The 24,972-nt window shown below is 72.8% G+C and carries 22 protein-coding genes and 1 tRNA gene; 10 read left to right on the top strand and 13 right to left on the bottom strand.

The features are described from left to right. Positions 1-13: 13 nt before the first annotated feature. Together G6R20_RS02020 and G6R20_RS02015 are read right to left on the bottom strand one after the other, a co-directional pair. Positions 14-424, bottom strand: a complete 411-nt coding sequence (locus tag G6R20_RS02020; RefSeq protein WP_240341232.1) for a transcriptional regulator — start codon at positions 422-424, stop codon at positions 14-16. Further along, entirely contained in the window at positions 421-870 is a 450-nt protein-coding gene (locus G6R20_RS02015) for a hypothetical protein (protein ID WP_163375447.1), read from the bottom strand. Before G6R20_RS02015 ends, G6R20_RS02020 begins: the two co-directional genes overlap by 4 nt. Before the next feature lie 166 nt (positions 871-1,036). On the opposite strand from G6R20_RS02015, the gene G6R20_RS02010 reads away from it, so the two are divergent. From G6R20_RS02010 to G6R20_RS02000, 3 genes are read left to right on the top strand one after another with little or no spacing between them, the layout of a single operon-like run. Then, positions 1,037-2,434, top strand: a complete 1,398-nt coding sequence (locus G6R20_RS02010; RefSeq protein WP_240341267.1) for a M1 family metallopeptidase — start codon at positions 1,037-1,039, stop codon at positions 2,432-2,434. After that, positions 2,412-3,713, top strand: coding sequence for a polysaccharide biosynthesis protein (locus G6R20_RS02005; protein ID WP_163375445.1), 1,302 nt, complete (start codon positions 2,412-2,414; stop codon positions 3,711-3,713). The genes G6R20_RS02010 and G6R20_RS02005 overlap by 23 nt, the downstream gene beginning before the upstream one ends. Next, positions 3,710-5,686, top strand: a complete 1,977-nt coding sequence (locus G6R20_RS02000; RefSeq protein WP_163375444.1) for an arabinofuranosyltransferase — start codon at positions 3,710-3,712, stop codon at positions 5,684-5,686. Before G6R20_RS02005 ends, G6R20_RS02000 begins: the two co-directional genes overlap by 4 nt. A 59-nt stretch (positions 5,687-5,745) precedes the next feature. On the opposite strand, the gene G6R20_RS01995 is transcribed toward G6R20_RS02000, so the two are convergent. Next, positions 5,746-6,093, bottom strand: coding sequence for a hypothetical protein (locus G6R20_RS01995; RefSeq protein WP_163375443.1), 348 nt, complete (start codon positions 6,091-6,093; stop codon positions 5,746-5,748). A gap of 7 nt (positions 6,094-6,100) precedes the next feature. Further along, positions 6,101-6,997 carry a glycosyltransferase family 2 protein gene (locus tag G6R20_RS01990; RefSeq protein ID WP_119192901.1) on the bottom strand — a complete coding sequence of 299 codons (897 nt, stop codon included), beginning with the start codon at positions 6,995-6,997 and terminating at the stop codon, positions 6,101-6,103. Between the two features lie 63 nt (positions 6,998-7,060). On the opposite strand from G6R20_RS01990, the gene G6R20_RS01985 reads away from it, so the two are divergent. The 5 genes from G6R20_RS01985 to G6R20_RS01965 are packed head-to-tail and all read left to right on the top strand — an operon-like array spanning position 7,061 to position 11,013. Next, complete coding sequence (locus G6R20_RS01985; RefSeq protein ID WP_163375442.1) at positions 7,061-7,813, top strand: glycosyltransferase family 2 protein; 753 nt, start codon at positions 7,061-7,063, stop codon at positions 7,811-7,813. Then, complete coding sequence (locus tag G6R20_RS01980) at positions 7,810-8,199, top strand: DUF2304 domain-containing protein (protein ID WP_069389183.1); 390 nt, start codon at positions 7,810-7,812, stop codon at positions 8,197-8,199. The genes G6R20_RS01985 and G6R20_RS01980 overlap by 4 nt, the downstream gene beginning before the upstream one ends. A gap of 8 nt (positions 8,200-8,207) precedes the next feature. Continuing rightward, on the top strand, positions 8,208-8,549 hold the full coding sequence (locus tag G6R20_RS01975; protein ID WP_119192903.1) for a hypothetical protein: 342 nt from the start codon (positions 8,208-8,210) through the stop codon (positions 8,547-8,549). After that, positions 8,546-10,210, top strand: coding sequence for an alpha/beta hydrolase (locus tag G6R20_RS01970; RefSeq protein WP_163375441.1), 1,665 nt, complete (start codon positions 8,546-8,548; stop codon positions 10,208-10,210). Before G6R20_RS01975 ends, G6R20_RS01970 begins: the two co-directional genes overlap by 4 nt. An 11-nt stretch (positions 10,211-10,221) precedes the next feature. Then, positions 10,222-11,013 carry a hypothetical protein gene (locus G6R20_RS01965; protein ID WP_163375440.1) on the top strand — a complete coding sequence of 264 codons (792 nt, stop codon included), beginning with the start codon at positions 10,222-10,224 and terminating at the stop codon, positions 11,011-11,013. 21 nt (positions 11,014-11,034) lie between these two features. Here G6R20_RS01965 and G6R20_RS01960 read toward each other — a convergent pair whose 3' ends face one another. The 3 genes from G6R20_RS01960 to G6R20_RS01950 all read right to left on the bottom strand — a co-directional run bounded on the left by G6R20_RS01960 (position 11,035) and on the right by G6R20_RS01950 (position 16,381). Next, positions 11,035-11,973 carry an SDR family NAD(P)-dependent oxidoreductase gene (locus G6R20_RS01960; RefSeq protein ID WP_119193525.1) on the bottom strand — a complete coding sequence of 313 codons (939 nt, stop codon included), beginning with the start codon at positions 11,971-11,973 and terminating at the stop codon, positions 11,035-11,037. Between the two features lie 93 nt (positions 11,974-12,066). Next, positions 12,067-14,250, bottom strand: coding sequence for a DUF6541 family protein (locus tag G6R20_RS01955; RefSeq protein ID WP_205475698.1), 2,184 nt, complete (start codon positions 14,248-14,250; stop codon positions 12,067-12,069). A gap of 136 nt (positions 14,251-14,386) precedes the next feature. Next, a complete protein-coding gene (locus tag G6R20_RS01950; protein WP_240341231.1) occupies positions 14,387-16,381 on the bottom strand; it encodes a hypothetical protein in 1,995 nt (664 codons plus the stop codon). Between the two features lie 374 nt (positions 16,382-16,755). On the opposite strand from G6R20_RS01950, the gene G6R20_RS19080 reads away from it, so the two are divergent. Then, a complete protein-coding gene (locus G6R20_RS19080; RefSeq protein WP_163375439.1) occupies positions 16,756-17,601 on the top strand; it encodes an HNH endonuclease family protein in 846 nt (281 codons plus the stop codon). Positions 17,602-17,646: 45 nt separating this feature from the next. Here the strand turns inward: G6R20_RS19080 and G6R20_RS01940 are convergent, their stop codons facing one another. From G6R20_RS01940 to G6R20_RS01915, 6 genes are all read right to left on the bottom strand, one after another. Continuing rightward, entirely contained in the window at positions 17,647-18,519 is an 873-nt protein-coding gene (locus G6R20_RS01940) for a hypothetical protein (protein WP_067711504.1), read from the bottom strand. A 73-nt stretch (positions 18,520-18,592) separates the two neighbouring features. After that, positions 18,593-19,681: an acyl-CoA dehydrogenase family protein gene (locus tag G6R20_RS01935; protein ID WP_346010028.1), complete on the bottom strand. Its 1,089-nt coding sequence runs from the start codon at positions 19,679-19,681 to the stop codon at positions 18,593-18,595. 92 nt (positions 19,682-19,773) lie between these two features. Beyond that, positions 19,774-20,937: an acyl-CoA dehydrogenase family protein gene (locus G6R20_RS01930; RefSeq protein WP_163375437.1), complete on the bottom strand. Its 1,164-nt coding sequence runs from the start codon at positions 20,935-20,937 to the stop codon at positions 19,774-19,776. An 8-nt stretch (positions 20,938-20,945) separates the two neighbouring features. Next, positions 20,946-21,749: a crotonase/enoyl-CoA hydratase family protein gene (locus tag G6R20_RS01925; protein ID WP_163375436.1), complete on the bottom strand. Its 804-nt coding sequence runs from the start codon at positions 21,747-21,749 to the stop codon at positions 20,946-20,948. Positions 21,750-21,951: 202 nt separating this feature from the next. Further along, positions 21,952-22,027, bottom strand: a tRNA-Thr gene (locus tag G6R20_RS01920). A 75-nt stretch (positions 22,028-22,102) separates the two neighbouring features. Further along, positions 22,103-23,317, bottom strand: a complete 1,215-nt coding sequence (locus G6R20_RS01915; protein WP_163375699.1) for a DNA polymerase III subunit delta' — start codon at positions 23,315-23,317, stop codon at positions 22,103-22,105. 73 nt (positions 23,318-23,390) lie between these two features. Between G6R20_RS01915 and G6R20_RS01910 the strand changes: the two genes are divergently transcribed. Further along, a complete protein-coding gene (locus G6R20_RS01910) occupies positions 23,391-24,962 on the top strand; it encodes an adenylate/guanylate cyclase domain-containing protein (RefSeq protein ID WP_163375435.1) in 1,572 nt (523 codons plus the stop codon). Positions 24,963-24,972 lie beyond the last annotated feature (10 nt).

The following is a 24,972-nucleotide window of genomic DNA, read 5'->3' as shown; positions in this document are numbered from 1 at the left end:
ACCGGTGGGCGGGTCAGCCGCCGGCGATGGCCCGCAGCGCCGCCAGGTGGGACTCGTAGGCCCTGCGTCCGTCGCGGGTGAGCGACAACCACGTCCGCGGTCGCTTGCCGACGTACCCCTTGCTGACCTTGACGTATCCGGCCTTCTCCAGCACCGATGCCTGCTTGGACAGTGTCGAGTCGGTGACCTCGACCGCGTCGCGGATGGTGGCGAAATCCGCGTAGTCGACGCCGGCCAGGGCCGCGACGATGGAGAAGCGGACGGGCGCGTGGATGACCTCGTCCAACCGGTGGCGGGCGTGCCCTCCCGATCCGCCGCCCGCCCCCGGGGCGGAGCCCCCCGATGCAGCCGGGGTGCTCGTCGTCGTCTCGTCGCCCGTCATATGACCGCCCGTCGTCTCGCCGCCCATCTTCTCTCCGCTCACCGCTCGGATCCCCGCCGGTCGATGATCGCGGCGGCCACCAGGCCGGGCAGGGCGACGAGCAGCACGCCGAGGAGGTACCACCAGGCGGTGAGCCCGATCGTGGTGCGGATGACGTTGAGGCCGGTGACGACGACGAGGATCATCACCCCCGATCCCGCGACGCCCCACGTGTAGGTCCGTCCCGATCCGCGGGGGCCCGCCTTGATCGCGCGTCGCTGCCAGAAGATCGCCACGGAGAGCAGCAGTACGTACGGCACGAGCGCCCAGTTGGAGAACATGAGCGCGACTGTCCCGATCCCCATCAGAAGCGAGATGGCCGCGGCGAACGCCGCGAACAGGCGGGCGTCGTGCCGGGAGCTGACCGGTGGGCGCCCCTCGGCCTCGGCGAGCATGCGGGCGGCCTCCGCTCGATCGACCTCGCCGGTGCTGGAGTTCTGCGGGTCCATGGGTCTGCCTTCCGTCGGTGCCCCGGGGGAGTTTCCGCCGCGGAGTGGTATTGAGAGTAGACAAGTACTTTCCCGTTTGGCAACTACTTTCTCGGGATCGGCCACGTCTCGCGTCGTGAAGGGCGTCGCCGGACGCGGGTCCTCTAGACTCGCGCAGGTCATGGAATTGAAGGCAGTGAAGTCAGACCTCGTCGCCAGGATCGCGTCCCCACGCACGCCGTCGGGCGACGATCCGGTCGACCCCTACCTGCCCGGCGCGGGCAACCACGGATATCGCGTCACGCGCTACGAGCTGGACCTGAGCTACAAGGTGAGCCCCAACAACCTCCGTGGCGAGGCGGTGATCACCGCGACCGCCACAGAGCCGCTGGAGACGATCCGGCTCGACCTCTCCCCACACCTGACCGTGTCCAAGGTGCTCCTCGACGGGGGCCGCGTCACCCGCTTCACCCGGCCCGGCGGCAAGCTCTCGATCACCCCCGCCGAACCGCTCGCCGTGGGATCCGCGTTCACCCTGACCATCCGCTACTCCGGCAACCCGAAGCCGATCCGTGGGCCGTGGGGCGAGGTGGGCTGGGAGGAACTGACCGACGGGGTCCTGGTCGCGGGCCAGCCCAACGGTGCCGCCAGCTGGTTCCCCTGCGACGACCACCCCTCGGCGAAGGCCCCGTTCCGCATCAGGCTCACCACCGACTCGCCGTACCGCGCCGTCGTCACCGGCACGCTGGTCGGCAAGAAGCGCAGTGGCAGCACGACCGCCTGGGACTTCGACCTCCCGCACCCCACCTCCCCCTACCTGGTGACCGTCAACCTCGGGCAGTACGACCACCTCGAGGCCACCGACGGGCCGGTGCCGTTCCACGCCTTCGTCCCCGCCGACCTCAAGCGGGGATTCCGGCAGGCCTTCGCCCGGCAACTCGAGATGATCACCGTGTTCTCCGATCTCTTCGGCCCGTACCCGTTCGACAGCTACAAGGTCGTGGTGACCGACGACGAACTCGAGATCCCGCTCGAGGCGATGGGCATGTCGACGTTCGGACGCAACACGTGTGAAGCCGCGGGCCGGCCGGACTCGGACGAGCGACTCATCGCCCACGAGCTGGCCCACCAGTGGTTCGGCAACGCCGTCACCATCGCCGAGTGGAAGCACATCTGGCTGCACGAGGGGTTCGCCTGCTACGCCGAGTGGCTGTGGACCGAGTTCTCCGGCGGCGCCGACGCCGGCAGTCACGCACTGCGCTACTACTCCAAGCTGCAGAACTCCCCGCAGGACCTCCTCCTGTCGGACCCCGGCCCCGAGGACATGTTCGACGACCGCGTCTACAAGCGCGGCGCCCTGACCCTGCACGCCCTGCGCCTGACGATCGGCGACGACCGCTTCTTCGACCTCCTCCGCACGTGGGTGGCGACGTACTCCGGTAGCACCGTCACCACCGACGACTTCCTCCACCTGGCCGCCGACCACTCCCCCGTCGACCTGCGGCCGCTGTGGAACGCCTGGCTGTTCTCCGAGCCCCTGCCGCCGACCCTCGGTATGCCCGATGACGACACCGGCAGCCACTGAGCCGACACCCACCACCGGCCGGTCGGCCGCGGGCGGGATGCGGGCACTGACGCTGGCGACCCTGTTCGCCGCGGCCTCCGGGTACCTGGTGATGCTCGTCGCCGGCCGCGCACTCGGCCCGGCAGACTATCCGTTGTTCGCCACCTACTGGGGAGCGTTCTTCGCCCTCGGCGGCGTCGCCAACGGGCTGATGCAGGAGGTCACCCGCGCCGTCCGCTCGGCCCGCGGGGGTGGGACCGGCACGGTCGGCGCGCGGCCGCCGCGGTCGGCCGTCCGGTTGCTGCCGACCGGGCTCACGCTGGGCCTGGTCCTTGCGGCCGCGGTGGCCGTGAGCGCACCGGCCTGGCCCGCGCTGGGCCTGCCCACGTTCTCCGGCGTCGGCGTCGCCATCATGGCGTTCGGCATCCTCGGCTTCACCCTCCAGGCCGCCACCGCGGGCGCCCTGTCGGGAACCGAACGCTGGGGCCTGTACGCGGTCCTGCTCACCGTCGACGCGGCGCTGCGCCTGGCCGTGGCGGGCGTCGCGTGGTGGCTCGGCGACGCCGGTCTCGGATTCGCCGTGGCCACGGTCGCAGGCGCCGTCACGTGGGCGCTGCTCATCGCCCTGTCCCCCGCCACCCGCGACGCGCTGGCCTCCGCCGTCGACGCCGGCCGCCGGCGCTTCTGGCGCAACACCGGGGCAGCCATGCTCGCCTCCGCCGGCACCTCGGCCTTGGTGACCGGGTTCCCGCTGTTCGTCACCGCCACCGTCCGCGCGGACGATCCGGCCCCACTCGTCGGCGCGGTGATCCTCGCCATCACCCTGACCCGCGCGCCGTTGCTCGTGCCGCTCACCAGTTTCCAGAGCGCGATCATCGTCTACTTCGTCCAGCGCCGCGCCCGCGGACCGCGGTCGCTGGCCGCCCCCCTCGGCCTGGTGACGGCGGTGGGAATCGTGGGAGCAGGGGCCGCGTGGCTGGTCGGCCCGTGGCTGATCCGCGTGTTGTTCGGCGGCGACTTCGAACTGCCCGGTGCGGTGCTGGCCGCCCTGACCGCCGCGTCGGTGGGCACCGCCGCCCTGATGGTGACAGGCAACGCGGCGCTGGCCTTCGACCGCCACCTCCTCTACAACGCCGGGTGGTGGGTCGCGGTCGTCGCCGCGGCGGCCCTCCTCGTCGCCGTGCCCGGACCACTCGACGTGCGCGCCGCGATCGCGCTCCTCGCCGGCCCCGGCATCGGGGTCGCGGTCCACGTCACCGGCCTGGCCGTGACCGCGCGCCGCCCGGAAACCGACGCATGACCGACGTCCGTCTGCTCGCCCGCCGGGGCGGCGAACTCCTCGCCGCCCTCCTGGTCGCGGCCGTGGTCGGTGCCCTCACGTTCGCTGGAGTCGACGCGCTGCCGTTCGTCGAACCCAGCTGGCTGCCCGAGACCTTCGGCGCGACCCTCGCCGCGGGGGTCGTCATCCTCGCCGGGTGGCTGTTGCTGCGCAGGGCCACTGGCGGCCGGGCCCTGTGGCTGCTCGGAACCGCCGGGCCGGCTTTCCTGGCCTCCTCCCACCTCGGACTGCTGCTGAACGGCACGCCGCACTACCTGTTCGGCCTCGGCGGCGACCAGCTCAACCGCGTCGCCTACGTCACCCGCTTCGCCGACTCCCCCGCCCTCGCCGACCCCTTCTACGCCGACGCCGCGCCCTTCTACCCGCCACAGTGGTTCTGGGTGGGCGGGCAGCTGTCCCGGATCACGGGCATCGACGGCTGGGAGTTCTACAAGCCGTACGCCATCGTCACCATGGCCATCGCCGGCGCGATCGCGTTCGTGGCCTGGCGATGGCTCGTCCCCGCGCGGCTTGCCGTCGTGTTCGGTCTCGTCACCTCGGTCATCGGCGGGCACACCAACGCCTACGAGCCCTACTCGTGGATCCTCATCTGCCTGCTCCCGCAGGTCGTCGTGGCGACGTTCCTCCTCTGCGAACGGGTGGCCGCCGCAGCCGGATCCCGGACGAGCCGCGGACCCACGTGGCCGCTGGTCGCGACGATCGGCCTCTACCTCGGCTGGGCTGCGCTGGGCTACACCCTCATCGCGGGTGTCGCGGCGCTGATGGTGGGCCTCGTCGTCGTCATCCATTCCTGGCGGTACCGCGCCGATCGTGCGGTGGTCCTCGCCCTGCTCGGCCGCCTGGCCGCCATGGCGGCGATCTCCGCGGTGATCGCACTGTTGTTCTGGCACCGATTCCTGCTGGCCGCCCTCGGCGGCGCGGACACCGAACCCTCGGTGGCCAACGACTTCGCGCCCGAGATCGCCTCGCGGTGGCCGCTGCCGATGCTCGAGGTGTCCGCCGTCGGGCTACTGTGCCTGATCGGCGTGGTGTGGCTGGTCGTCACCGTCTGGCCCGATGGAGCCGGCCGGGCCTCCGAGCGCGCGGCGGCGACGTTGCGAACGCGGATCGGCACCGAGCACGACACGGACCACGTCGCCGACACCGACGCCGACGGCCCTCTCCCCCCGGCCGATCGACGGCTCGTCCTCGCACAGGCCCTGGGCCTCACGGCGGTGACCGTCCTCGGGTGGTACGTGCTCTCGGGGCTGCGGGCGGTCACCGGCAGCACGCTGCTGCCGTTCCGGATGATCCCGATCATCACCCTCGTCCTCGCCCTGGCGGGCGTGGTCGGCGCGCTGACGCTGGCCCGGTGGGCCGTGCGGACCTCTCCCGACCGGTCCCGTGGCCGCGTCACCGCCGCGGCGGTGGTGGTCGCGGGCCTCGCTGCCGTCCAGATGGTGCAGCACGTCTCCGGGGAGGATGCGGAGTTCGCCGCCGAAGCCCGCGGGTTCCCCGCGGTGCCCCGCGACGTGCTGGACGCAGTGGACGACATGACCGGCGACCGGGCACCCTCGGACCTCGTCCTGCTGACCTCGGATCCGACCCTCTACGCCTACCGGCCGTACTTCTCGTTCCAGGCGCCGGCCCAGGCGTACGCCACGCCCGCCGGCCGGTACGAGGAGCGCCTCGACGAGATCCGGAGCTGGGCGGACACCGAGACCCCCGGAGAGCTGACCGCCGCGCTGGACTCGAGTGAGTTCCGCAGCCCCGACGTTCTGGTCCTCACCCGCGAGGGGTCCCGCCGCTGGGTTTTCCCCGCGATCGTCAACCAGATGCCCCGGGTCCAGAACAACGCGCGCGAGGAGATCGTCTTCCGGCCGCGGCAGTTCGACGATCCCGCCCGCTTCGACGTCCGAGAGGTGGGGTCGCGGATGGTGATCGTGCAACGCTGAGGCCCCGGCGGGCGCGCCGGGGAGCACGGGCCCACCCGGGCCCCGGCAGCAGAGACCCGCTATGCCCTCCGCAGCGATGCCTGCGCCGGGAACGGCACGACGATCTCGCGGCCCACGTCCTCCACCGCGTCGGTGAGCGCGGTGGTCAGCACGATGCGGTCGTCGTAGACGTGGGCGATGCGGACCTCGGTGTCACGCCCGTCGTCGTGGACGACGTACCGGTCCATGAGGAAGCGGAGGCCGACCCGCTCGAGCGCGGCCTCCGCCTCGTGCCAGTCGTCGACCGGGCCCATCGGCCGGCCCAGCCTGTCGATCGGCACGAGCGCCGGCTCGGCGACCGTCATGTCGATCCAGCCGACCACCTCGCCGTCGTCGCGACGGTGCGGGATCCACGTCTCGGGGATCACCCGTGTGTCAGAACTTGCGGAACGTGTGCCCGAGCAGCTTCTTGCCGCCCTCGGTCAGCTTGCCGGCCCTGGCCGCGGTCGGGATCAGCGACAGCGCGTTGAGCCGCGAGGTGACGTGCAGGCGCGCGGCCCGCTCGGCGCTCTTCCAGCCGCGGGCGGCGAACGCGTCGGCCTCACCGGCGAAGAAGCGGGCCTCCTCGTCGAACCGCCGACCGTCGAGGGCGCGGACCGACGAGTCCGACGCCGAGTGCCGGCGGTAGAGGAACGCCAGCGTGGGGTCGTAGATCATGTGGCCGCCCCCGGTGATGACGTCAACCAGCAGCGCGAGGTCCTGCACCACGTCCAGACCCTCACGGAACCCGATCCGCTTGACCCACTCGGAGTTCCACGCCAGCGACGGGAAGTAGGTCCAGTTGCCGTGCATGAGCGAGGTCATGAGCTTCTCGCCGTGCAGCACGGTGCGGCCCTGCGCCTTGGGCTGGGTGAACGCCTTCACCGAGTCGGACAGCCCCCGGACGGGCGCGCCGTGCTCGTCGATGACGCTGACCCCCACCTCCATCACGGCGGCGTCCGGCACGGCGGCGAACCCGTCGGCCACGACCTGCAGGTAGTTGGGCAGCATGATGTCGTCGGCGCCCATCACCACGACGACCGGCGCGGTGACCATCCCGAGGCACTTGCGGTAGTTGCCGTTGGCGCCGAGGTTGGTCTCGTTCTTCTCGTAGGTCACCCGCTCGTCGCGCGCGGTGATCTCGCCCATGTAGCGGGCCGGTTCCGGATCCGGGTAGCCGTCGTCCACCACGACCAACCGGAAATCGCGGTAGCTCTGCGCCAGGACACTGTCCACGGCCTTCTTGAAGTGGTCGACGTCCCCGTAGTAGGGGAGCATCACGTCGATGGCCATCAGGGGAACCGCCGTCCTTCTCGTCACCGGATTGTCCGTCCGGTCGCATAGTATCGACCTCCGATGAGCAGTGACAGTGAGCAGCACCCAGGCGGCGACTCGGCGGGCCGGAACGAGGACGTCCGAAACCACGACGTGTGGCTGATCGTCCCGTGCTTCAACGAGGGCACCGTGATCGAGGAGGTGCTCCGTTCGGCGCGTGGGACGTTCCCCAACATCGTGGCGGTGGACGACGGTTCGGCGGACAACTCGGCGACGGCGATCCACCGCGCGGGTGCGTACCTGGTCCGCCACCCGGTGAACCTGGGCCAGGGCGCGGCCATCCAGACCGGCGTGGAGTATGCCCGCGCCCAGCCGGGGGCCCGGTACTTCGTCACCTTCGACGCCGACGGGCAGCACCAGGTCAAGGACGTGCTGGCCATGGTGGAGCGGGTGCGCTCCGAGCCGGTGGACATCGTCGTGGGCACGCGCTTCGGGCGCCCCCGCCGCGACGACGACCAGGTGCCGCTGATCAAGCGTCTCGTGTTGCGGACCGTGGTGCTGCTGAGCCCGCGCACCCGGCGGCTGGGTCTGACCGACGCCCACAACGGTCTGCGCGTGTTCAACCGTCGCGTCGCGGAGGACCTCAACCTCCGGATGAACGGGATGAGCCACGCCAGCGAGTTCGTGGAGCTCATGGACGGTCGCGGCTGGCGGGTGGCCGAGCAGCCGGTCGACATCCTGTACACCGAGTACTCGATGTCCAAGGGCCAGTCGCTGCTCAACGGCATCAACATCCTCTCCGACGGGTTCGTGGGACGGAGGCTGCCCCGATGATCAAGGTCCTGCTCCTGCTGGCCGGCGCCGCGCTGGTCGTGTTCTTCCTGGCCAACCGCCGCAAGGCGCGCGCGAAGGCCGGGGTGAAGATCGGCTTCGTGCTGTTCGTCGTGTTCATGGTCTACGCCGTGATCCGGCCCGATGACCTCACCGTGGTCGCCAACGCGCTCGGGGTCCAGCGCGGCACCGACCTGGTGCTGTACGCGCTGGTCATGGGCTTCGCGTTCGTGACGGTGTCCACCTATGTGCGTTTCCGCGAGCAGGAACTGCGGTACTCGCGCCTGGCGCGGACGATCGCGTTACAGAACGCGGTGCGGCCCGATGACAAGGTCGACGCGGTGGTCATGAAGCCGGCCCCGGACGACGACGACCCGATGCGGTCCTGACCGCAGCCGTGGACGGGGGCGCGAACGAGGACGTCCGCGGCGAGGCCGCGCGCCTGCGACGCCGCCTCGGGGTGGCGCGCGGACGACTCGACGCGCTCCTCCAGGCCGCTGGCGACCCGGGAACGGGCGGGGTGGGAGACGCCGCCGGTGGGGACTCCGCAGCGCGCGGGGGTCTCGCCCGGATCGACGACGACGACGAGGTCCGCGCCCTCCTGCGCCCCGCAGCCGATCGGATCGCGCGCCTGCTCGAGCTGACCGACGGCCTCGCGGACGGCACGCTGTCCGAGGCGTCGGCTGGCGACGCGGCCCGGGCGGTCGCCGACACCCAGCCGTTCCGGCGGCCGCGGTGACCGGCGCACTGCCGGAGACCCCGCCGCCGGCCCGGGTGATCCGGTTACTCGACCTGGCCGCCGGCCTCGTCTCGGCGCGGGATGCCCTGGCGACCGCGCGCGACGCGCTCCTCACCTCCACGACCCGCTCCCCCGCCCTGGACGCGCTGGCCGACGCCGTCGGCGGCGAGGCCCGCGGCCTGACCGAGATCCTGGCGGGCGTGTACCGGCTGGTCGAGCTCGCCGAGGACTCCTGGGACGACCTCGACGGGCCGGACCCGCTTCCCGAGCCCGGGCGCGCGGCCCTGAGGGCGACGCTGGACCGGGCGGTGGACAACGCGTTGGCCGACCTGGCCAGGCTCGCCGGGGTCGCGGCGGGTGGGCCGGACGTCGCGGGTGGGCCGGACGTCGCGGGCGGGCCGGGCGGATCCCGCGGGCTCGACACCGCCGCGACCGTCGCCGCCTGGGACCCGGACCCGGCCGAACCCGATCCTGCCGACCCGGCCGATGTGTATGCGACGGTCGAGCACATGCCCGTCGCCGACCGTCGACTCCTCGCGCTGGCCGAGCCGAAGGCCGTGGGCGGGACGTACGGCGTGCCCTGGCCGGTGCGGGCCCGCGCCAACGCGGTGGCCGTGCGCGCCGCGCTCCACCGCGAACAGCTGGCGGGTACGCCGTGGAGTCCGCGCATCGGGCGTCTGGAGACGATGGCGCGGCGTGATGCTCGTCGTCGTCGTCGTTCCTTCCCGGCGTTCTCACCGCGCCGCGGTGGGCGGATGATCGAGGGGGTGGGCGAGCTCGGCCCGGAGACCGAGGCGGTGGCGGTGTACGTGCCCGGCACCGGCACCAACCTGGACATGTCCCACGTCAACACCGACGTCGCGGTGGACCTCGTCGAGGCGGGCGGCGGGCGACTGGCCGTGGTGACGTTCCTCGACGGCGAGTTCCCGCAAGACATCATGGCCGATGCCGGCGATCCCCGGTTCGCCGACGCCATGGCGCCGCGCCTGGTCCGCTTCTGTCGCGAGGTGGACAGGGTCATGGAGATCGAGTGCCCCGGCGCGGCGCTGACCGTGGTGGGGCACTCGTACGGCGGGCGGATCGTGGGCACCGCCGAACGGCTCGGCCTGCGCGCCGACCGGGTGATCTACGCCGAGTCGCCCGATCTCGGGGTGGGCGTCGCCGGGCCGTCGGACTGGCGCGCCCCCGGACCGGTGCGCAGGTACTCCCTCACCGCACCGGGCGACCCCGTGGAACTACTGCAGATCCGGTTCGGCCTACGACAGCGCGGGTCGCACTCCGACCTGGGCGGCGGCGCCGTCCGACTCGACACCGGCTACTTCGCCGACGGCACGCCCGTCTACGGCACGCGCGGTCACGGCGGCGTGTTCGACCGGGACTGCGGGGCGTTCCGGGCGATGCTCGCCGTGATGCTCGGCGGGCAGGTGCCCCTGTGGCGTGAACGGCGGATCCGGGCGCGCCACACCGGCGTGGACCGCGGTCAGGAGGGGCGGGTCCTGCCCGTCCTGCGCCGACATGCCGTGGGCCTGTTGCTCCGTCGCGATCAGGACCCCTACGGCGAGGCGGCCGTGCTCTGGGAGGGGCCTGAGCGACTGACGACGGTTCCACCGGCGACGCGCGCGGCGAGGGAAGAGGTTGGCGTTCCCACGGACGCTGTCTGATACTGGGGCCCATGGCTTCGCTCGACACCCGGTTCACCCCACCGTCCCTCACCACCGTGGGGATGGGCGCCCTGGGCGTCCTGTCGGTCGGGTTGATCTCCGCCGGCCTCTGGTACGACTCCCACCGCAGCGCCGAGGCCGTCGAGCGGGCCCGCGCGCAGGTCGAATCCGCGCAGACCACCGGGCCCACCACCGAGCCGATCGCGAGCACCACCTCGGAGAACAGCACCGAGTCGAGCACCGAGGAACCCACCAGCGAGGAGTCGACCGAGGTCTCCGAGGAGACCGAGCCCGCCGACGACCGGGCCGAACAGGCGGTCGCCCCGGTGGCCCCCGTGACCAGCGTGCCGACCGTCGCGCCGGTTCCGCGGGCCGCCGCCGTCCAGCCGGTCCGTCAGGCGCCGGTTGTCCCGGTCGCGCCCGCGGCCCCCGCCCCGGTGGCGCCCGCTGCGCCGGCGGCGCCCGCGGAGGGCGACGGTGTCGCCGGTGGCGGAGCCGAGGGCGGCACCGCGGGTGACGCCACGGGCGGCGCGGACGACGCCGGTCAGGGCGAGGGAGAACTCGAGGTCACCGCGCCCGACGGCGCCCGGCCCGCGCCCGGATTCCCGGACCTGCTCCGCCCGTTCCTGCCCCGGCCGAACTTCGCCCCGCAGCAGGACACCGTCGGCGCCGCGGCCGTGGGCGCCGACGCGGTCGGGACCGCCGGCGCCGCCGAGGCCGACGGCGACGCGGGTGAGGACGGAACTGCTCGCGCCGACGGCGACGCGCGCGCCGACGGCACCGCCGGCGCCGACGAGAACTAGCGCGTCAGTCGCGGAAGGACGTCAGTCGCGGAAGTAGTCGACCGTCCGGGCGACGCCCTCGCGGATCGTCACCCGCGGCGTCCAGCCGAGTACCTCGGCAGCGCGCTCGGCATCGAGGGCCGAGCGAGCGACATCCCCCAGGCGGGCGGGGGCGTACTCGGGATCGTCAGCGGCCCCCGCGGCCTCGGCGACCAGGGTGTGCAGCCCACGGTCGGTGGTCTCCACGCCGGTGCCCACGTTGAAGCGCAGCCCCGCCGCGGCCGGGACCTCGGCGGCGCGGACGAAGGCGTCCACCACGTCGTCGACGAACACATAGTCGCGCGTGTTGCCGCCGTCGCCGAACACGCGCGTGGGCTGACCGGCCAGCAACCGCTGGGAGAAGATCGCCACGACCCCGGCCTCGCCGTGCGGGTCCTGCCGCGGCCCGTACACGTTGGCCGGCGCGACGCCCGCCCACTCGATCCCGTACAGGCGCGAGAACATCTCCAGGTAGATCTCACCGGCCACCTTGCCGGCGGCGTACGGGCTCAGCGGGTCCACCGGTCGGGTCTCGGCGACGGGCAGCTCGGTCACGGGCCCGTAGATGGACCCGCCTGAGGAGGTGAAGACGATTCTGCGCACCCCGACCTTGCGGGCCGCCTCGGCCAGCCGGACGGTGCCGACGACGTTGACCTGGGCGTCGTGGACCGGATCCTCCACCGACAGGCGCACGTCGATCTGCGCGGCCAGGTGGAAGATGACCTCGGGCCGGGCGGCGGCCACCACGTCCTCGATGGCGGGGTCGGTCAGGTCGAGCTCCCGGAACTCGAACCGGTCACCGGCCTCACGGGCCGCCGCCAGGTTCTCGAGCCGCCCCCGGGACAGGTTGTCCACCACGGTCACGTCATGGCCCTCACCCAGCAGCCTGTCCACCAGGGTCGACCCGATGAACCCGGCCCCTCCCGTCACCAACGCGCGCATGTGATGCCCATCCCCTCGTCTGCGACGACACCGCCGCGGCTCCCTCACCTTCAGGCCCGTGCACAGGATACGACCGTGGGACCGGTGGCGAGGTCACTCCGGCCCGTATGTCCCGGCCGCCCGGGTGAGCGGGGACCGCCGCTCGGGCGGGAACGGGGAGTCCTCCACCATCTGCGCCAGTTCGGCGTCGGTGAACGCGTCCCGCACCGCGTAGATCCGCACCTGCGACTCGGCGTACACCTTGACCAAGCCGGGCGTGCCGTCGAGGCGCAGCAGATGCTCGTTGGGCTTCTGGAACCCCCAGTAGTTGGGCGGGCTCACGTACACGTACGTCACACCGAGCTCCGCCAACGCGCGGTCGACGCGGGGGTTCACGCCGGCCTCGTCCATCCGGAAGAACAGATAGGTGGTCAGCGGGGTCGTGGAACCGGGTTGGAGGTAGTGCCGCGAGGTCGAGGGCAACCCGTCGGTGGCGTACATCCAGCCCGAGCCCTCGTCGGGATTGGTATAGATGAGACCCGAGTAGGCCTGCGGCTGCTCGGACAGCCAGCGGAAGGCGCGCAGGTCGTGCTCGTCGACCATGCGGTTCCACCGCTGGTTCACCCCGGCCGCGACCGCGTACTCGGGCGAGGCCTGCACCACCCAGGACCCCACCCCCACCAGGGCGGCCAGCGCCACGGCCACCCGGGCGAGCCGGACGCCGCCGCCGTCCGGGTCGGTGAGGGGATCGACCAGCCTGCCCAACCATCCCGCCAGCGCCTGGACGGTCGCCCCGACGCCCACACCCACCGCCGCGGCCACGACCACGGCCAGCACCACCCCGATCCGGCGGGGGTCGTTGTAGTAGATGCTGCCGATCCCGCGGAGTACACCGCCGGTCCAGTTGCCGAACACGCTCATCGAGTTGACGCACACCACCAACAGCCCGCCCCACAGCAGCAGCGGCCAGAACACCTTGCGGCGCAGCATCACCACCAGGCCCAGCGCGGCCACGGACAACAGCACCCACCGCACGCCCCAATCCTGGACGTGGCGCACCTGCAGGGCTACCGCCTTGCCCCAGGTGGCGGCGCGGTCGGCGTCGATCTGGAACTCGAAGGCCGAGATGTCGTCGGCCTCCTCGGACACCGTGAGCACCTGCGGCAACAGCGTGAGCACCCCGGCGAGCCCGATGCCGGCCAACACCACGACGTCGCGCACACGGCCGCGGACCGGCCGCCACAGCCCGTCGAACAGCCACCAGAACAGCACGAACACGGCCGCGGTGACCATGGCCGACGGATGGACGCCGCCGATGCCGACCAGCCCGAGCGCGGCGGCGGGAATGAGCCGCCGATCGGCCAGGGCCGCCACCACGACCGCGGCCCCCAGGCCGGCCATGCCGTTGGCCACGGCCGACGGGGTGGCGGCCACCATCACCTCGACGAACGGCAGACCTGGGAACAGCGGGGTGGCCATCGCGGCCACGGCCGCCGAGGTGGCCACCACGGGCCGGGAGAACCGGCGGTGGGTGATCAGCCACGCCAAGGCCGCCACGCCCAGCGGGAACACGAGGGCGACACTGCCGATCTGCACGAGGTTGTACGTCTCGACGGCGCCGATCCCCCGCAGGCCCATGACCAGGGCGGCGATCGAGTGCCACGTGCTCGGGTAGTAGAGGGTCGCGCCGTTCTCCGGGTAACGCAGCTCCCCGGCGAGGTCGGGCGACGCCACGCCGAGGTCATGGATGAAGCGGATGTAGTTGGCGTGCCAGTGGGCGTCCCAGCCCTGGAAGATGTTCGCCGTGCCGCCGGGGGTCGCCGAGAGTTCGGTGAGGATCATCTGGCCGATCAGCCAGGCGCTCGTCAGTATCGCCGCGCCCGGCAGCAGCCACCACCACGAGCGCCGCCCGGGCCGACCGTCCACCCGGCCGGGGCGCTCGACCCCAGCGGTCCCGCGACCCCTGCGGAGTCGGCCGACCCGGCCGGTTCGGCGGCGCCGGCGACGGCGTCGCCCGTCCGCCGGCGTGGCGTCGCGGCCTCGTCGTCGTCGCCACACCCATGTCGCCCCGGTGATCAGCAGCCCCACCACGCCGACCACCGCGGCGGTCGCGGCCGTGGCGACCACGTAGGCGCCGAGCGACCACGGCACCCCGACCCGGCCGTAGACGTAGCCGGCGATCGCGGCGATCCCGAACGAGACCGGGATCGACGTGCCCAGCGCGAGACGCAGGGGCAGTTGCGCGGCGGCGCCCACGATCGCGCCGGGCACCACCAGGAGCGCGGTGAGGGTCATCATGACCAACGCGATGTCGATGACCCGCCTCCGTTCCTGGACCTGTCCGTGTTCTGGCCCTGTCCGTGTCCGTGTCCCTCTCGGCGTCCGTGGGCCCGCCGTCCGACCCGCCCATTATGGTCCACCGGGCCGTGGAACCTCAGCGCGGCACGAGTACGCCGACCGGTCCGCTGCCCACGCACAGCTGGGAGGCGCCCCCGCCCGGGGAGACGGTCAGGCCCGTCCCCCCGCCCTCGAGGCGGACGTACACCGTCCCCGGCCCGGCCTGGACGGGGGCCGTCACCTCGTCGCCGTCATCGAGACGGACCGCGACGTGACCGTCGGCGTCCGCGAGGAGGTGGAGCCGCACCACCCAGTCGCGCCCGAGCAGCGGACCGTCCAGGGCGATCCGGGCGCCGTCCGGACCGACCCGGTGGCCGCAGCCGGGCACCGGCCCCTGCGGGATGGTGCGGCCCGGGACCACGTCGGCGGGATGCAGCGCCCCGTGCGCGTCGATCGCCACCGGGTCGCGGGTCCAGGCCCCGATCGGCGGTAGCCCGGGCACCCCGGCGAGCAGCGCGGACAGCCGGTTGGCGGGCGTCGTCAGGGGGAGCAGCACCTCGAGCGGGACCTCCTTGTCGAGCAGGGGCTCGGTGCGCTCGCGCAGCGCCGCGAGTAGCGGCTCGGTGTAGTCGCGGGACGGCTGCTCCGACCACACCTGGCGGTACGAGACGGTCGAGACGGCGGAGGAGGCGAGCAGCGCGACCAGGCCGAGCGCGCCCGCCATCGGCAACCAGGTCCCCGCGCGGCCGATCCGCGGGGCGGGGTCCCCCTCGGGCGCGGCGCGCTCCCCGGGCGCGGCGTCCTGCCGGCGCGGGGCGTCCTGCCGGCGCCGGGCGTCCTGCCGGCGCGGTGCGGCGATCGCCAGAGCGGCGGCCGCAGCCAGCACCACCGGCAGTTCGGAGTGGTACCGGAGGGTCTGCACGATCTCCGTCGCGGTGTCCGGGCCGGTGCGCCCCACCGCGACCAGGACCACCGTCACCATCGGGTACAGCGCAGCGGCCACCCAGATCGCACCGGTGCGCCGCCGGGTGAAAACGGACCACGCCAGGACCGCCGCGACCGCCAGGGCGCCCACGACGACGGCCATCGTCGACGGGTCTGCCATCGGGGGTCCCGGGTGCCAGCGCTCCCAGCTCCACGGTCCCCCGCCCAGCGTCGGCACCACCGCCAGCCGGTAGGTGTGGTCCACCAGGTCGACGAATCCGGGCCCCGGGCTCCCGGCGCCGGTGCCGCCGGTGTCGTCCCCGCCCTCGGTCCCGGCCGGGAACCCGCCCGACGATCCTCCCCCGAGACGGCCGACGACGACGAGGAACACCGCCCCCCACACCACGACGATCGCGGCCAGTGCCGACCAGGCCCAGCGGGTCCGACGCCACAGGGCCCGCAGCTCACTGCGTGTTCCGCCGCCCGTCCACCACGACCCCAGCAGCACCGCCGCGGCCACCACCGGGATGATGAGCGCCTTCTCGACGAACAGCAACCCCAGAGCCGTGGCCACCGCGGCACCCACGGCATGGCGTCGGCGACCCGAGCGAGCGAGCAGGATTATCGACGCCACCGTCCACGCCATCGCGGCGGCGAGCGGCAGCGCGTTGAGGGCGGCCGCCCACCACGTGGCCGACGGCAGGCCGAGCGGGATCGCGAGCGTGGCCACGAGTGGGACCAGCAGGATCGCCCGGCCGGCCAGCAGGACCCACAGCATCCGGGCGAGCGCGGCGCCCGCGACCAGCTGGAGCAGCGCGATCTGTACCAGCGGCACGCGGAAGTCCAGCGGCGCGACGTGCGCCGCGACCCAGGTCAGGGCCATCGCGCCGGGCATGAGGTGACCGTCGTGGTCCGCGAACAGGAACGCGGGATCCGGGAACGCCTGCGCGGCCGCCCTGCCGTGCAGGAGGAGATCGTCCCAGTAGAACCAGCCCGCCGCGGCGACCCAGGTGCGCACCGCCGTGGCCGCCACCACCAGCGCGCAGGCCGCCAGGACGAGCCGACCGCGATCCGTCGGCCGGGCCCGCGCGGGAACGTCGGGCGTGCCCGGGGTGCGGTCGTCGGGCGTGCCCGGGGTGGGTCGGCGGCTGGACGTGGCGGGGGGCATCGCGGGCCACGCTAGTCGGCCCGGCGGGAGCGCACGTGCACTCCCCTGAGTGGCAGGGCGCTCGGGAACGATGGCCGCTACGCCTGCGCCCCCGCAGACCCGCATCGCCGCGCATCCGGTCCCGCCCCACGCATCCGCTCCCGCGCCTGGCGTCTCGCTCGCGCGGCTGCACGCCCGGGCGACAGCCGCACGTCAACATGGCGTCTCGCCTGCCCCGAAGCGGGTGCGAGACGCCACCCCGGGGAGCGGCTGCGATGCAGGTGTACGGGCGCCACGACCATCATGGGCACAGTCGCGCCCGTGGGGGCGCTCCGGCCTGCGACGATGCTCGGCCGCGGGCGGGGGTGTCGGAGGCCCTCGATAGGGTGCCCCGCATGAGTTCCGGAACCCCTCGTGCAATCGGTGCCGTCGTCCTCGGGGTGGCCGTGCTGGCCGGGATCGGCTGGTGCGCCGAACCCGAGGAGGGCGCCCCGGGCACGGTCGGCGCCCCGGGCACGGTCGGCACTCCCCCGACATCGACGGTCGACCCGGAGGGGAACACCTCGCCGTCGTCGCCGGTGGAACCCCCGCCCGTCGACGCGCAGCCGGCGCCCCCCGCCGAGCCCGCGCCCCCGGTCGACCCCGACGCCGGCCCACCCGGAGATCCCCTGGTCGCGGCGGCCCTCGGGGCCCTGCCGCAACTCGAGGTCAAGGGCCGGGCACCAAAGACGGGGTACGACCGCGACCTGTTCGGGCAGTCGTGGACCGACGACGTGTCCGTGGAGTTCGGACGCAACGGCTGCGACACTCGCAACGACATCCTCCAGCGCGACCTGCAGGACATCACCTTCCGGCCCGGCACGCGGGACTGCGTGGTCCTCACCGGCGTCCTGGAGGGGCCGTACACCGGGGAGCGGATTGACTTCGTCCGCGGGCAGGACACGTCATCGGAGGTTCAGATCGACCACGTGGTGGCGATGTCGGACGCGTGGCAGAAGGGCGCACAGCAACTCACCGAGGAGCAGCGGCGTGACTTCGCCAACGACCCGCTCAACCTGTTGGCCGTGGCAGGGTGGGCGAATCAGCAGAAGGGCGACGGCGACACCGCCACCTGGCTGCCGCCCCGTCGCGAGTTCCGGTGCTCGTACGTCTCGCGCCAGGTGCTGGTCAAGGACCGGTACGGCCTGTGGGTGACGCCGGCCGAGCGCGACGCGATGGACCGGGTCCTGGCCGGCTGCTGAGCCGCCGCGGCGCACCGCGACCGGGCAGGGCGCACCGCGGCCGGGTCAGAAGTCGAAGAAGCCGCCGCCGTCGCCGCCGAACAGGCCGCCGTCGAAGAAGCCCCCGCCGCCGTCTCCCCCGCCGTCGCCTCCGAACAGGCCACCGTCGAAGAAGCCTCCGCCGTCGCCTCCGCCATCGCCGCCGTCCCCGCCCATGAGTCCGCCGTCGAAGAACCCCTCGCCGCCGTCGCCGCCGCCCATGTCACTGACGTCGGCGCCGCCCTCGCCCACCCCGGACGCGAAGTCCTCACCGGAGTACCCGATGCCCGACATGCCGGCGAACATCATGTTGAACATCATCATCGAGCCCATCATCCACACGCCCGTGGTCAGGGCCGACGCCCACCAGGGCTCCGAGTACCAGCCGGCCGGGACCGGTCGACCGGCCACGACGCCACCCGGGTAGTAGTGCGGGGTCTCGTCGCTCGGATCGGTCGCGGCCTTCATCGTCCGGCCCTCGACGTCGACCTCGCGGTCCTCCGTCACACGGCCGGCGCGGTCCTGTCCGGGGGTCTTGGGCAGCTCAGGGCCCGGGTCCAGGCCCATCGCCGAGCGCGCGGCGCGTACGTAGTACAGGCCCTCCAGCGCGGTGTCCTTGGCCAGCTGCGCCTGCACCGGGGTGCGGGCGTTCTCCAACTCGGAGACCGCCGCGGTGTAGCGCTCCGACGCGTCGGCCATGGCCTGCTTGGACGCCTCGTCGGTGCCGTCCAGGTTGAACACCTGGCCCCCGAGACGCTCGACCCACCGGGCCGCCTCGGCCCGGTAGTCCGCGAGGTTGTGATTGTGCTGCGCCTCCAGCTGGGTCTGGCCCTTGTTCTGACTGCGGGAGACCACAGCGACGGCCACCGCGATCACTGCGGCGATGAGGAGGAATTCCACGACACGACCTTTCTCGGTACTGGTGTCGAGGGTACCGAGATCGCGGCCCGTGGCGCGCGGTCCGGCCCGGGGCTCAGCGGTCCCGCGAGGGCCCGGGGTGCGCCCGGGTCACGCGGTCGAGCCACGCCGCCGCCGCACCGTCGATCGGGGTGCCCTCGACGACCATCGGCCACGCCCCGTCCATCCCGCCGGCCACGGCCGCGTCGGCGAGCAGGGACTCCCAGAACGTGGCCGAGCCGAACTCCCCGCGCCACTGCAGGGCGGGCAGGGTCAGGCGGTGCAGGGTGTGCTCGTGGGTCGTGCCCATCGCGCCGTGGACCTGGTGGGCGTTGCGGACGGCCACCGCCAGGGCCTGCGAGACCACGCTGCGCGCCACGGCCACCCGGAATCCGGACAGCGGCCCGCCGAGGTCGGTGGTGAGGGCGTCCGCGACGGCCTGGTCGACCGCCGCGCGCGCGAGAACCGTCTCCGCGGCGATGTCGACGACGAGGTTCTGCACCGACTGGAACCGGGACAGTGGCCGGCCGAACTGATTCCGCTGGGTCGTGTGCGCGACGGCCGAGTCGAGCATCCCCTCGGCCGCGCCCACGCACTGCACCGACCTGGCCAGTGCTCCCCGCAGGACGGCGGCCTCGACAGCGGCGGTGTCGACCGCGGTCCACGTCGCGTCCACCGGCGGGCTCACGTCGGCCAGCGGGACCGCGGACACCCCGCGGACGGCCGCGACGCCGGTTCGGCCTGTCGGCACCTCGGCGAGCTCGTACCCGCCGGCCGGGTGCCCGCCCACCTCGTCGTCGTCTTCCCCTCCGGCCCGTCGGACGAACAGGACCGTGTCGGTGCCACCCGCCCAGGCCACGCGCCGCGCGAGGCCGTCGGGGCCGATCACCGCGAGTGTCGCCGTCGCCGTGGTGGCGTCGTCGAGCGCGGCGGCGCGACGAAGGGGCCCGACGACGAGGTCGGTCTCGGCGTAGGGGACGGCCACCCCCGCGGCCGCGGACAGGCGGAGCAGAGCAGCCGCCTCGGCCCAGCCGGCGCCGCTCCCGCCGCCGACCTCGGGGGCGGTGAGCCGGGCGAGCCCCACCTCGACCAGGCTCTGCCACACCGCAGCTGGGTCGGGTTCCACGTCGGCGCCGTTGTGCACGGCGAGGACGTCGCCCATCATCGTGAGCAGGTCCTCGTCGACACCCGGGTCGGCGGTCGCGGCGTGCTGGTCGGCCTGGTCCGCAGACGCGGCGTGCTGGTCGGTGGCGTCGCTCATCGCATCCCCAGTGCTCGCGCGATCACGCCGCGCAGGATCTCGTTGGTCCCGCCGCGGAGCGTGAAACCGGGGCGTTGGTGGAGTCCCGCCCGCAGCAGGTCCGTCAGTTCGGCCGCAGCCGGGTCGTCACCGGCCGCGAACTCGTCGCCGAGGCCCGCGGAGACCGCATCCACGAGATCGCCCTCGGTGGTGGTGCCCAACAGTTTGACCAGCGCGGCGGCGGTGTCCGCGGGCTCGCCCCGCTGGAGGGACCCGGCGATGTTCTGGCTGAGCGCGTGCAGACCGGCCATCCGGGCCACGGACCGACCGAGGTCGGCGCGCGGGGGCAGTGCCCCCGCGACGACCGCCCCGATCTCGGCGGCGAACACCCGGAAGGAGGACAGGAACCGCTCGGGACCACTCCTCTCGAAGGCCAACTCCGAGTTGACCTGCTCCCAACCGTGGCCGAGGGTGCCGAAGACCATCGAGTCGGGCACGAACACCTCATCGAGGACGACCTCGTTGAAGTGGTGATCGCCCGAGAGCGACACGATCGGGCGGATGGTGACGCCCTCGCTGCGCAGATCGACGATGAACTGGCTCAGACCCGCGTGGCGGTTCGACGTGTCCAGCGGCTCGGTGCGGCACAGGGCGATGAAGGCCTCGGCGTGCTGCGCCCCGGACGTCCACACCTTGGTCCCGGTGATCGACCAGCCACCGTCGACCCGGACGCCCTTCGTCCGCACGCTCGCGAGATCGGACCCCGAGTCCGGCTCGCTCATCCCGATGCCGAAGCAGCACTCGCCCGCGGCGATCCGCGGCAGGTACTCGCGCTTCTGTTCCTCGGTCCCGTACCGCAGCAGTGACGGCGCGATCTGACGGTCGGCGACCCACTGCGCCGCGACGGGCGCGCCCACGGAAAGCAGTTCCTCGGTCACGACGAAGCGTTCGAGGAAGGTGCGCCCGCGGCCTCCGTACTCGGTGGGGATCGTCATCCCCACCCAGCCGCGCTCGGCCAACCGGCGGGTGAAGTCCTCGTCCCACCTCGTCAGCCACGTGTCGATCCACGGGGTGAGGCGGCCTGCGGCGATCTCGCCGGCGAGAAAGTCCCGCACCTCGGCCCGCAGGGTGGTCATCTCCTCCGACGCCAGGGTGGTCGGTGGGGCGATTCGTGACGACATCGGACCCGCTAGCGACCGGTGTAGGTGCCGGGGCGCTTCTCACCGAACGCGGCGAGAGCCTCGCGGTGATCCTCGGTGTGATGGGCGAGCGCCTGCATCGTCGCCGAGAGCTCGAGCAGCGACTCCAGCGACTGGTGCTGGGATTCGCGCAGGAGGCGCTTGGCCATCCGCACCGCGTGCGGCGGGTTCTTGGCCACCCGGGCCGCCAGCTCGCGGGCGGCGTCCATCAGCCCCTCGTGCTCGACCACCCGGTTGATCAGGCCCCACTCGGCGGCCTGCTCGGCCGTGACCCGGTCCCCGGTCAGGGCCATCTCGGCGGCTCTCGCCGGGCCGATCGCCTTGGTGAGCAGCCAGGCACCCCCGTCGCCGGGGATGATGCCCAGCTGGACGAAGCTCTCCGCGAACCACGCCTTGGTGGACGCGACCCGCAGGTCACACATCACGGCGAGGTCGCACCCCGCTCCCACCGCCGGCCCGTTGACCGCGGCGACCACCGGCACCTCGCAGCGGTACAGCGCGCGCGGGATGCGCTGGATGCCCTGGCGGTACCCGTCGCGGAGCTCGTACGGGCTACCGCCGAACATGCCGGCCCGGTCCACCATGTCCTTGACGTTGCCGCCCGCGGAGAACGCCGATCCCGCCCCGGTGAGCACGACCGCCCGCACATCGTGGTCCGCGTTGACCACCGCCACCCGCTCACAGATCGCGTCGACGATGGCCGGATCCGAGATGGGGTTACGGACGTCGGGCAGGTTGAGCGTCCACGTCTCGATGTGGTCGGCTCGCTCGACGAGCAGGGGCGTTGAGGCCATGAGGCTTCTTCCTGGGTAGCGGGATCGGCGTTGTCGTTCGGACGGTCCAATGTCGGACCATCTCGATCGGTACCCGACTGTATCCAGTGGCCCCGGTCGCCGTCGCCGTTCGCCGACGCCTCCCCTCCGCTCGGCGCCGCGGCCGGGAGACGACGAACCCCCGCCTCTGAGTACCGGAGACGGGGGTTCGTGGAGTTTCTGGTGGAGCCGCGTGTCGGAATCGAACCGACGACCTTTTCATTACGAGTGAAATGCTCTACCGACTGAGCTAACGCGGCGAGCCCTTGTGGGGCGTCGCAACTATATCCGACCGACCCCCGTCGCCGGAAAACGACCCGCCCCCGCCCCGGTTGTCAGCCCAGCGCGGCGCGGATCGCTCCCACCATGGCCGAGACCGCGAACTTGGGTTTGACGTTGACTTCGATCGCCGCCCGGCACTCCTGGATCGCCTCGATCGCGCGGAGGATCGCCGCGGCCGGGTAATGCCCGCCGAGCCTCGCCGCCTCCTCCGCCTTGTCCGGATGGACCGGGTCGACCTCGCGGGCGCCGAGCGCCGACATGAGCGCATCCCGGTAGAACCCCGCCAGGTCGACCAGCGCGAGGTCCAGTGAGTCGCGGGTGGACCGGGTCCGTCGCGACTTCTGGGCCTTCTCGAGTTCCTTGACCGCGCCCGTCGCACCCCGCCCGGCCGACGCGGTGCCCTTGCCGGTGCCGCCCGCGCCCAGCGCGGTGCGCAGCTCCTCGACCTCGCGCTCGTCGGATTCACTGTTGCGGGCCACCGCCTCCTGCTCCGCGGCGCTGACGAGCCGGTCCGCGAGAGGGAACGCCCGGCCCGGATTGTGCATGACCATGGGCAGCTGGAGGACGACGTCCCGCCGCTCCCGGGTCGCCTCGTCGGTCGCCAGCCACCGGGCACGACCCACGTGGCCCGAGGAGACCGACGCCGCCCACCGGGCCAGATCGGGGTCTATCGGGTCCCCGCCGGCGAGCAGCGCACGCTCGACCGCCGCCGCGTCCGGCTGACGCAGCGCGACGTTCCGCGAGCGCGACCGCAGGGTCACCATGATGTCCATCGGGTCGGTGGTCGGCGAGCACAGGAGGAACACGGTCCGACTGGGCGGCTCCTCCACCACCTTGAGCAGGGCGTTCCCGGACTGCTCGGTGAGCCTGTCCGCCTCCTCGACCACCACGATCTGCCAGCGCCCGGTGCCGGGGCGGCTCGCCGCGCGGTGGATGGTCTCCTTGACGTCCTTGAGCAGGATGTTGACGCCCTGCGGGGCGAGCAGGTGCACGTCCGCGTGGGTGCCGGCCAGCACCGTGTGGCATGCCCGGCACTCCCCGCAGCCCACCACGCCCGGGTCCTCGCACTGCAGGGCGGCGGCGAACGCCAAGGCCGCCACGCTGCGGCCGCTGCCCGGCGGACCGGTGAACAGCCACGCGTGGACCATCCGGGCGTCCGAGGCATCCCACCCCTGTCCCGGCACGCGGGCACGAGCGGCCGTGGCGGCAGCGGTCAGCTCCGCCACGACGTCGGCCTGTCCGGCCAACCGATCGAACACCCCGGGCATGGTCCCCACCTTATCCCCGTCCACCGACACACCTACGTTCCCGGCATCACCGGTGCGAACTAGGCTGGGGCCGATGGAACGATGGGTCAGGTTGTTCAGGTGGCTGTGGGCCACCCCCTGGCCCGTCTATGCCCTGACGATGGTGCAGGCCAACATCATCGGCGCGGTCTTCGTGTTCTCGTTCCTGCGCTTCGTCCTGCCGATGGACCGGTTCCTCGACCTCGACCAGTTCCGCTTCCTCAACCAGTATCTGTTCATCGGCTATCTCGTGCTGGCCTTCCTGGGCGGCGTCATCGCCTCGACGCTGCTCCTCCTGCCCGTGCTACGGGTCGACCGGTCGGGGGCGGACTTCGACGGCGCCATCCGCCGCCGCACCCTGCGCCTGCCGTTCCACCAGGCGCTCATCTCGGGGGCCATGTGGGTGACCGGGACGCTGCTGTTCGTCGCCGTCAACGTGGGCCACTCCCCCAGGTTGGCTCTCATCGTGGCGGTGACCAGCCTGCTCGGCGGCAGCACCACCTGCCTGATCTCCTACCTCCAGGCCGAGCGGATCATGCGACCGATCACGGTCCGCGCCCTGTCCAGGGGCGTGCCGGCGAGCCGCCATGTCCCCGGCGTGCGTCGCCGGATCTTCCTCGGCTGGTCACTGACCACGGTCATCCCCATCGCCGGGATCCTGCTCATCCTCACCGGCCACTGGTTCGGCCTGTTCGGCGACGACCCCGGTCTGATCCTCGTCGCCCTCGCGGTGCTGGCGAGTGTCGCCGTGATCGCCGGCGCGATCGGCATGGGGCTGGTCTCGGACTCGATCGCCGACCCGGTGCGCGAGATGCAGGCGGGCGTCAGTCGCGTCAAGCAGGGCGATCTCGAGACCCGCGTGACGATCTACGACTCCTCGGAGATCGGCCAGCTCGCCCAGGGGTTCAACGAGATGGTCACGGGCCTGCAGGAACGTGAGGCCATCCAGGACCTCTTCGGTCGCTACGTGGGTGAGGACGTCGCACGCAACGCGCTCGAGCGCGGCACCGAACTGGGCGGGCAGGAACGCCAGGTCGCGGTGCTGTTCGTCGACCTCACCGGCTCGACGGAGTTCGCTGCGGCCCACGAGCCGGCCGAGGTGGTCTCCGTGCTCAACGACTTCTTCCGGATCGCCGTCGAGTCCGTCGACACCAACGGCGGGTACATCAACAAGTTCCAGGGCGACGCCCTGCTCGCTGTCTTCGGGGCGCCGCTGGAGATCGAGAACGAGGCCGGTCGCGCGCTGCGGGCCGCGCGCGCGCTGCAGAGCCGACTCGCGGACCTGGCCCCGCTCACGGCGGGGATCGGCGTCTCCTACGGCACCGTCATCGCCGGACACATCGGCCACGCCAAGCGGTTCGAGTACACGGTCATCGGCGACCCGGTCAACGAGGCCGCCCGCCTCACCACGCTGGCCAAGATGGAGCAGGGACACGTCCTGGCCTCGGCAGCCACGATCCACCGGGCCGACGCCCCCGAGGCGGCACGCTGGGTGCTGGGCCGCAGCGTCGAACTGCGCGGCCGGGGCATCATGACCCAGCTCGCCCGACCCCTGCGTCCCACCCTCGCGGACCGGTGGCAGGCCGGCTCCGTGGCGTTGCGCCCGGCCGACGACCCAGCGCACTGACCGGCGGGCC

The organism is Dietzia sp. Alg238-R159, assembly GCF_900537145.1.
GTDB classification, from domain to species: Bacteria; Actinomycetota; Actinomycetes; order Mycobacteriales; family Mycobacteriaceae; genus Dietzia; species Dietzia kunjamensis.
Note: the sequence above shows the minus strand (reverse complement) of the source record. Positions and strands in the feature narration are given on the sequence as shown.

What these genes read in the sequence shown, in the direction of transcription:
- G6R20_RS02015 (WP_163375447.1), bottom strand. Translation starts at nt 870, where the DNA reads ATGGACCCGCAGAACTCCAGCACCGGCGAGGTCGATCGAGCGGAGGCC.
- G6R20_RS02005 (WP_163375445.1), top strand. Translation starts at nt 2,412, where the DNA reads ATGACGACACCGGCAGCCACTGAGCCGACACCCACCACCGGCCGGTCG.
- G6R20_RS02000 (WP_163375444.1), top strand. Translation starts at nt 3,710, where the DNA reads ATGACCGACGTCCGTCTGCTCGCCCGCCGGGGCGGCGAACTCCTCGCC.
- G6R20_RS01990 (WP_119192901.1), bottom strand. Translation starts at nt 6,997, where the DNA reads ATGGCCATCGACGTGATGCTCCCCTACTACGGGGACGTCGACCACTTC.
- G6R20_RS01985 (WP_163375442.1), top strand. Translation starts at nt 7,061, where the DNA reads ATGAGCAGTGACAGTGAGCAGCACCCAGGCGGCGACTCGGCGGGCCGG.
- G6R20_RS01980 (WP_069389183.1), top strand. Translation starts at nt 7,810, where the DNA reads ATGATCAAGGTCCTGCTCCTGCTGGCCGGCGCCGCGCTGGTCGTGTTC.
- G6R20_RS01965 (WP_163375440.1), top strand. Translation starts at nt 10,222, where the DNA reads ATGGCTTCGCTCGACACCCGGTTCACCCCACCGTCCCTCACCACCGTG.
- G6R20_RS01960 (WP_119193525.1), bottom strand. Translation starts at nt 11,973, where the DNA reads ATGCGCGCGTTGGTGACGGGAGGGGCCGGGTTCATCGGGTCGACCCTG.
- G6R20_RS01955 (WP_205475698.1), bottom strand. Translation starts at nt 14,250, where the DNA reads ATGATGACCCTCACCGCGCTCCTGGTGGTGCCCGGCGCGATCGTGGGC.
- G6R20_RS01950 (WP_240341231.1), bottom strand. Translation starts at nt 16,381, where the DNA reads ATGCCCCCCGCCACGTCCAGCCGCCGACCCACCCCGGGCACGCCCGAC.
- G6R20_RS19080 (WP_163375439.1), top strand. Translation starts at nt 16,756, where the DNA reads ATGAGTTCCGGAACCCCTCGTGCAATCGGTGCCGTCGTCCTCGGGGTG.
- G6R20_RS01935 (WP_346010028.1), bottom strand. Translation starts at nt 19,681, where the DNA reads ATGATGGGCGACGTCCTCGCCGTGCACAACGGCGCCGACGTGGAACCC.
- G6R20_RS01930 (WP_163375437.1), bottom strand. Translation starts at nt 20,937, where the DNA reads ATGTCGTCACGAATCGCCCCACCGACCACCCTGGCGTCGGAGGAGATG.
- G6R20_RS01925 (WP_163375436.1), bottom strand. Translation starts at nt 21,749, where the DNA reads ATGGCCTCAACGCCCCTGCTCGTCGAGCGAGCCGACCACATCGAGACG.
- G6R20_RS01915 (WP_163375699.1), bottom strand. Translation starts at nt 23,317, where the DNA reads ATGCCCGGGGTGTTCGATCGGTTGGCCGGACAGGCCGACGTCGTGGCG.
- G6R20_RS01910 (WP_163375435.1), top strand. Translation starts at nt 23,391, where the DNA reads ATGGAACGATGGGTCAGGTTGTTCAGGTGGCTGTGGGCCACCCCCTGG.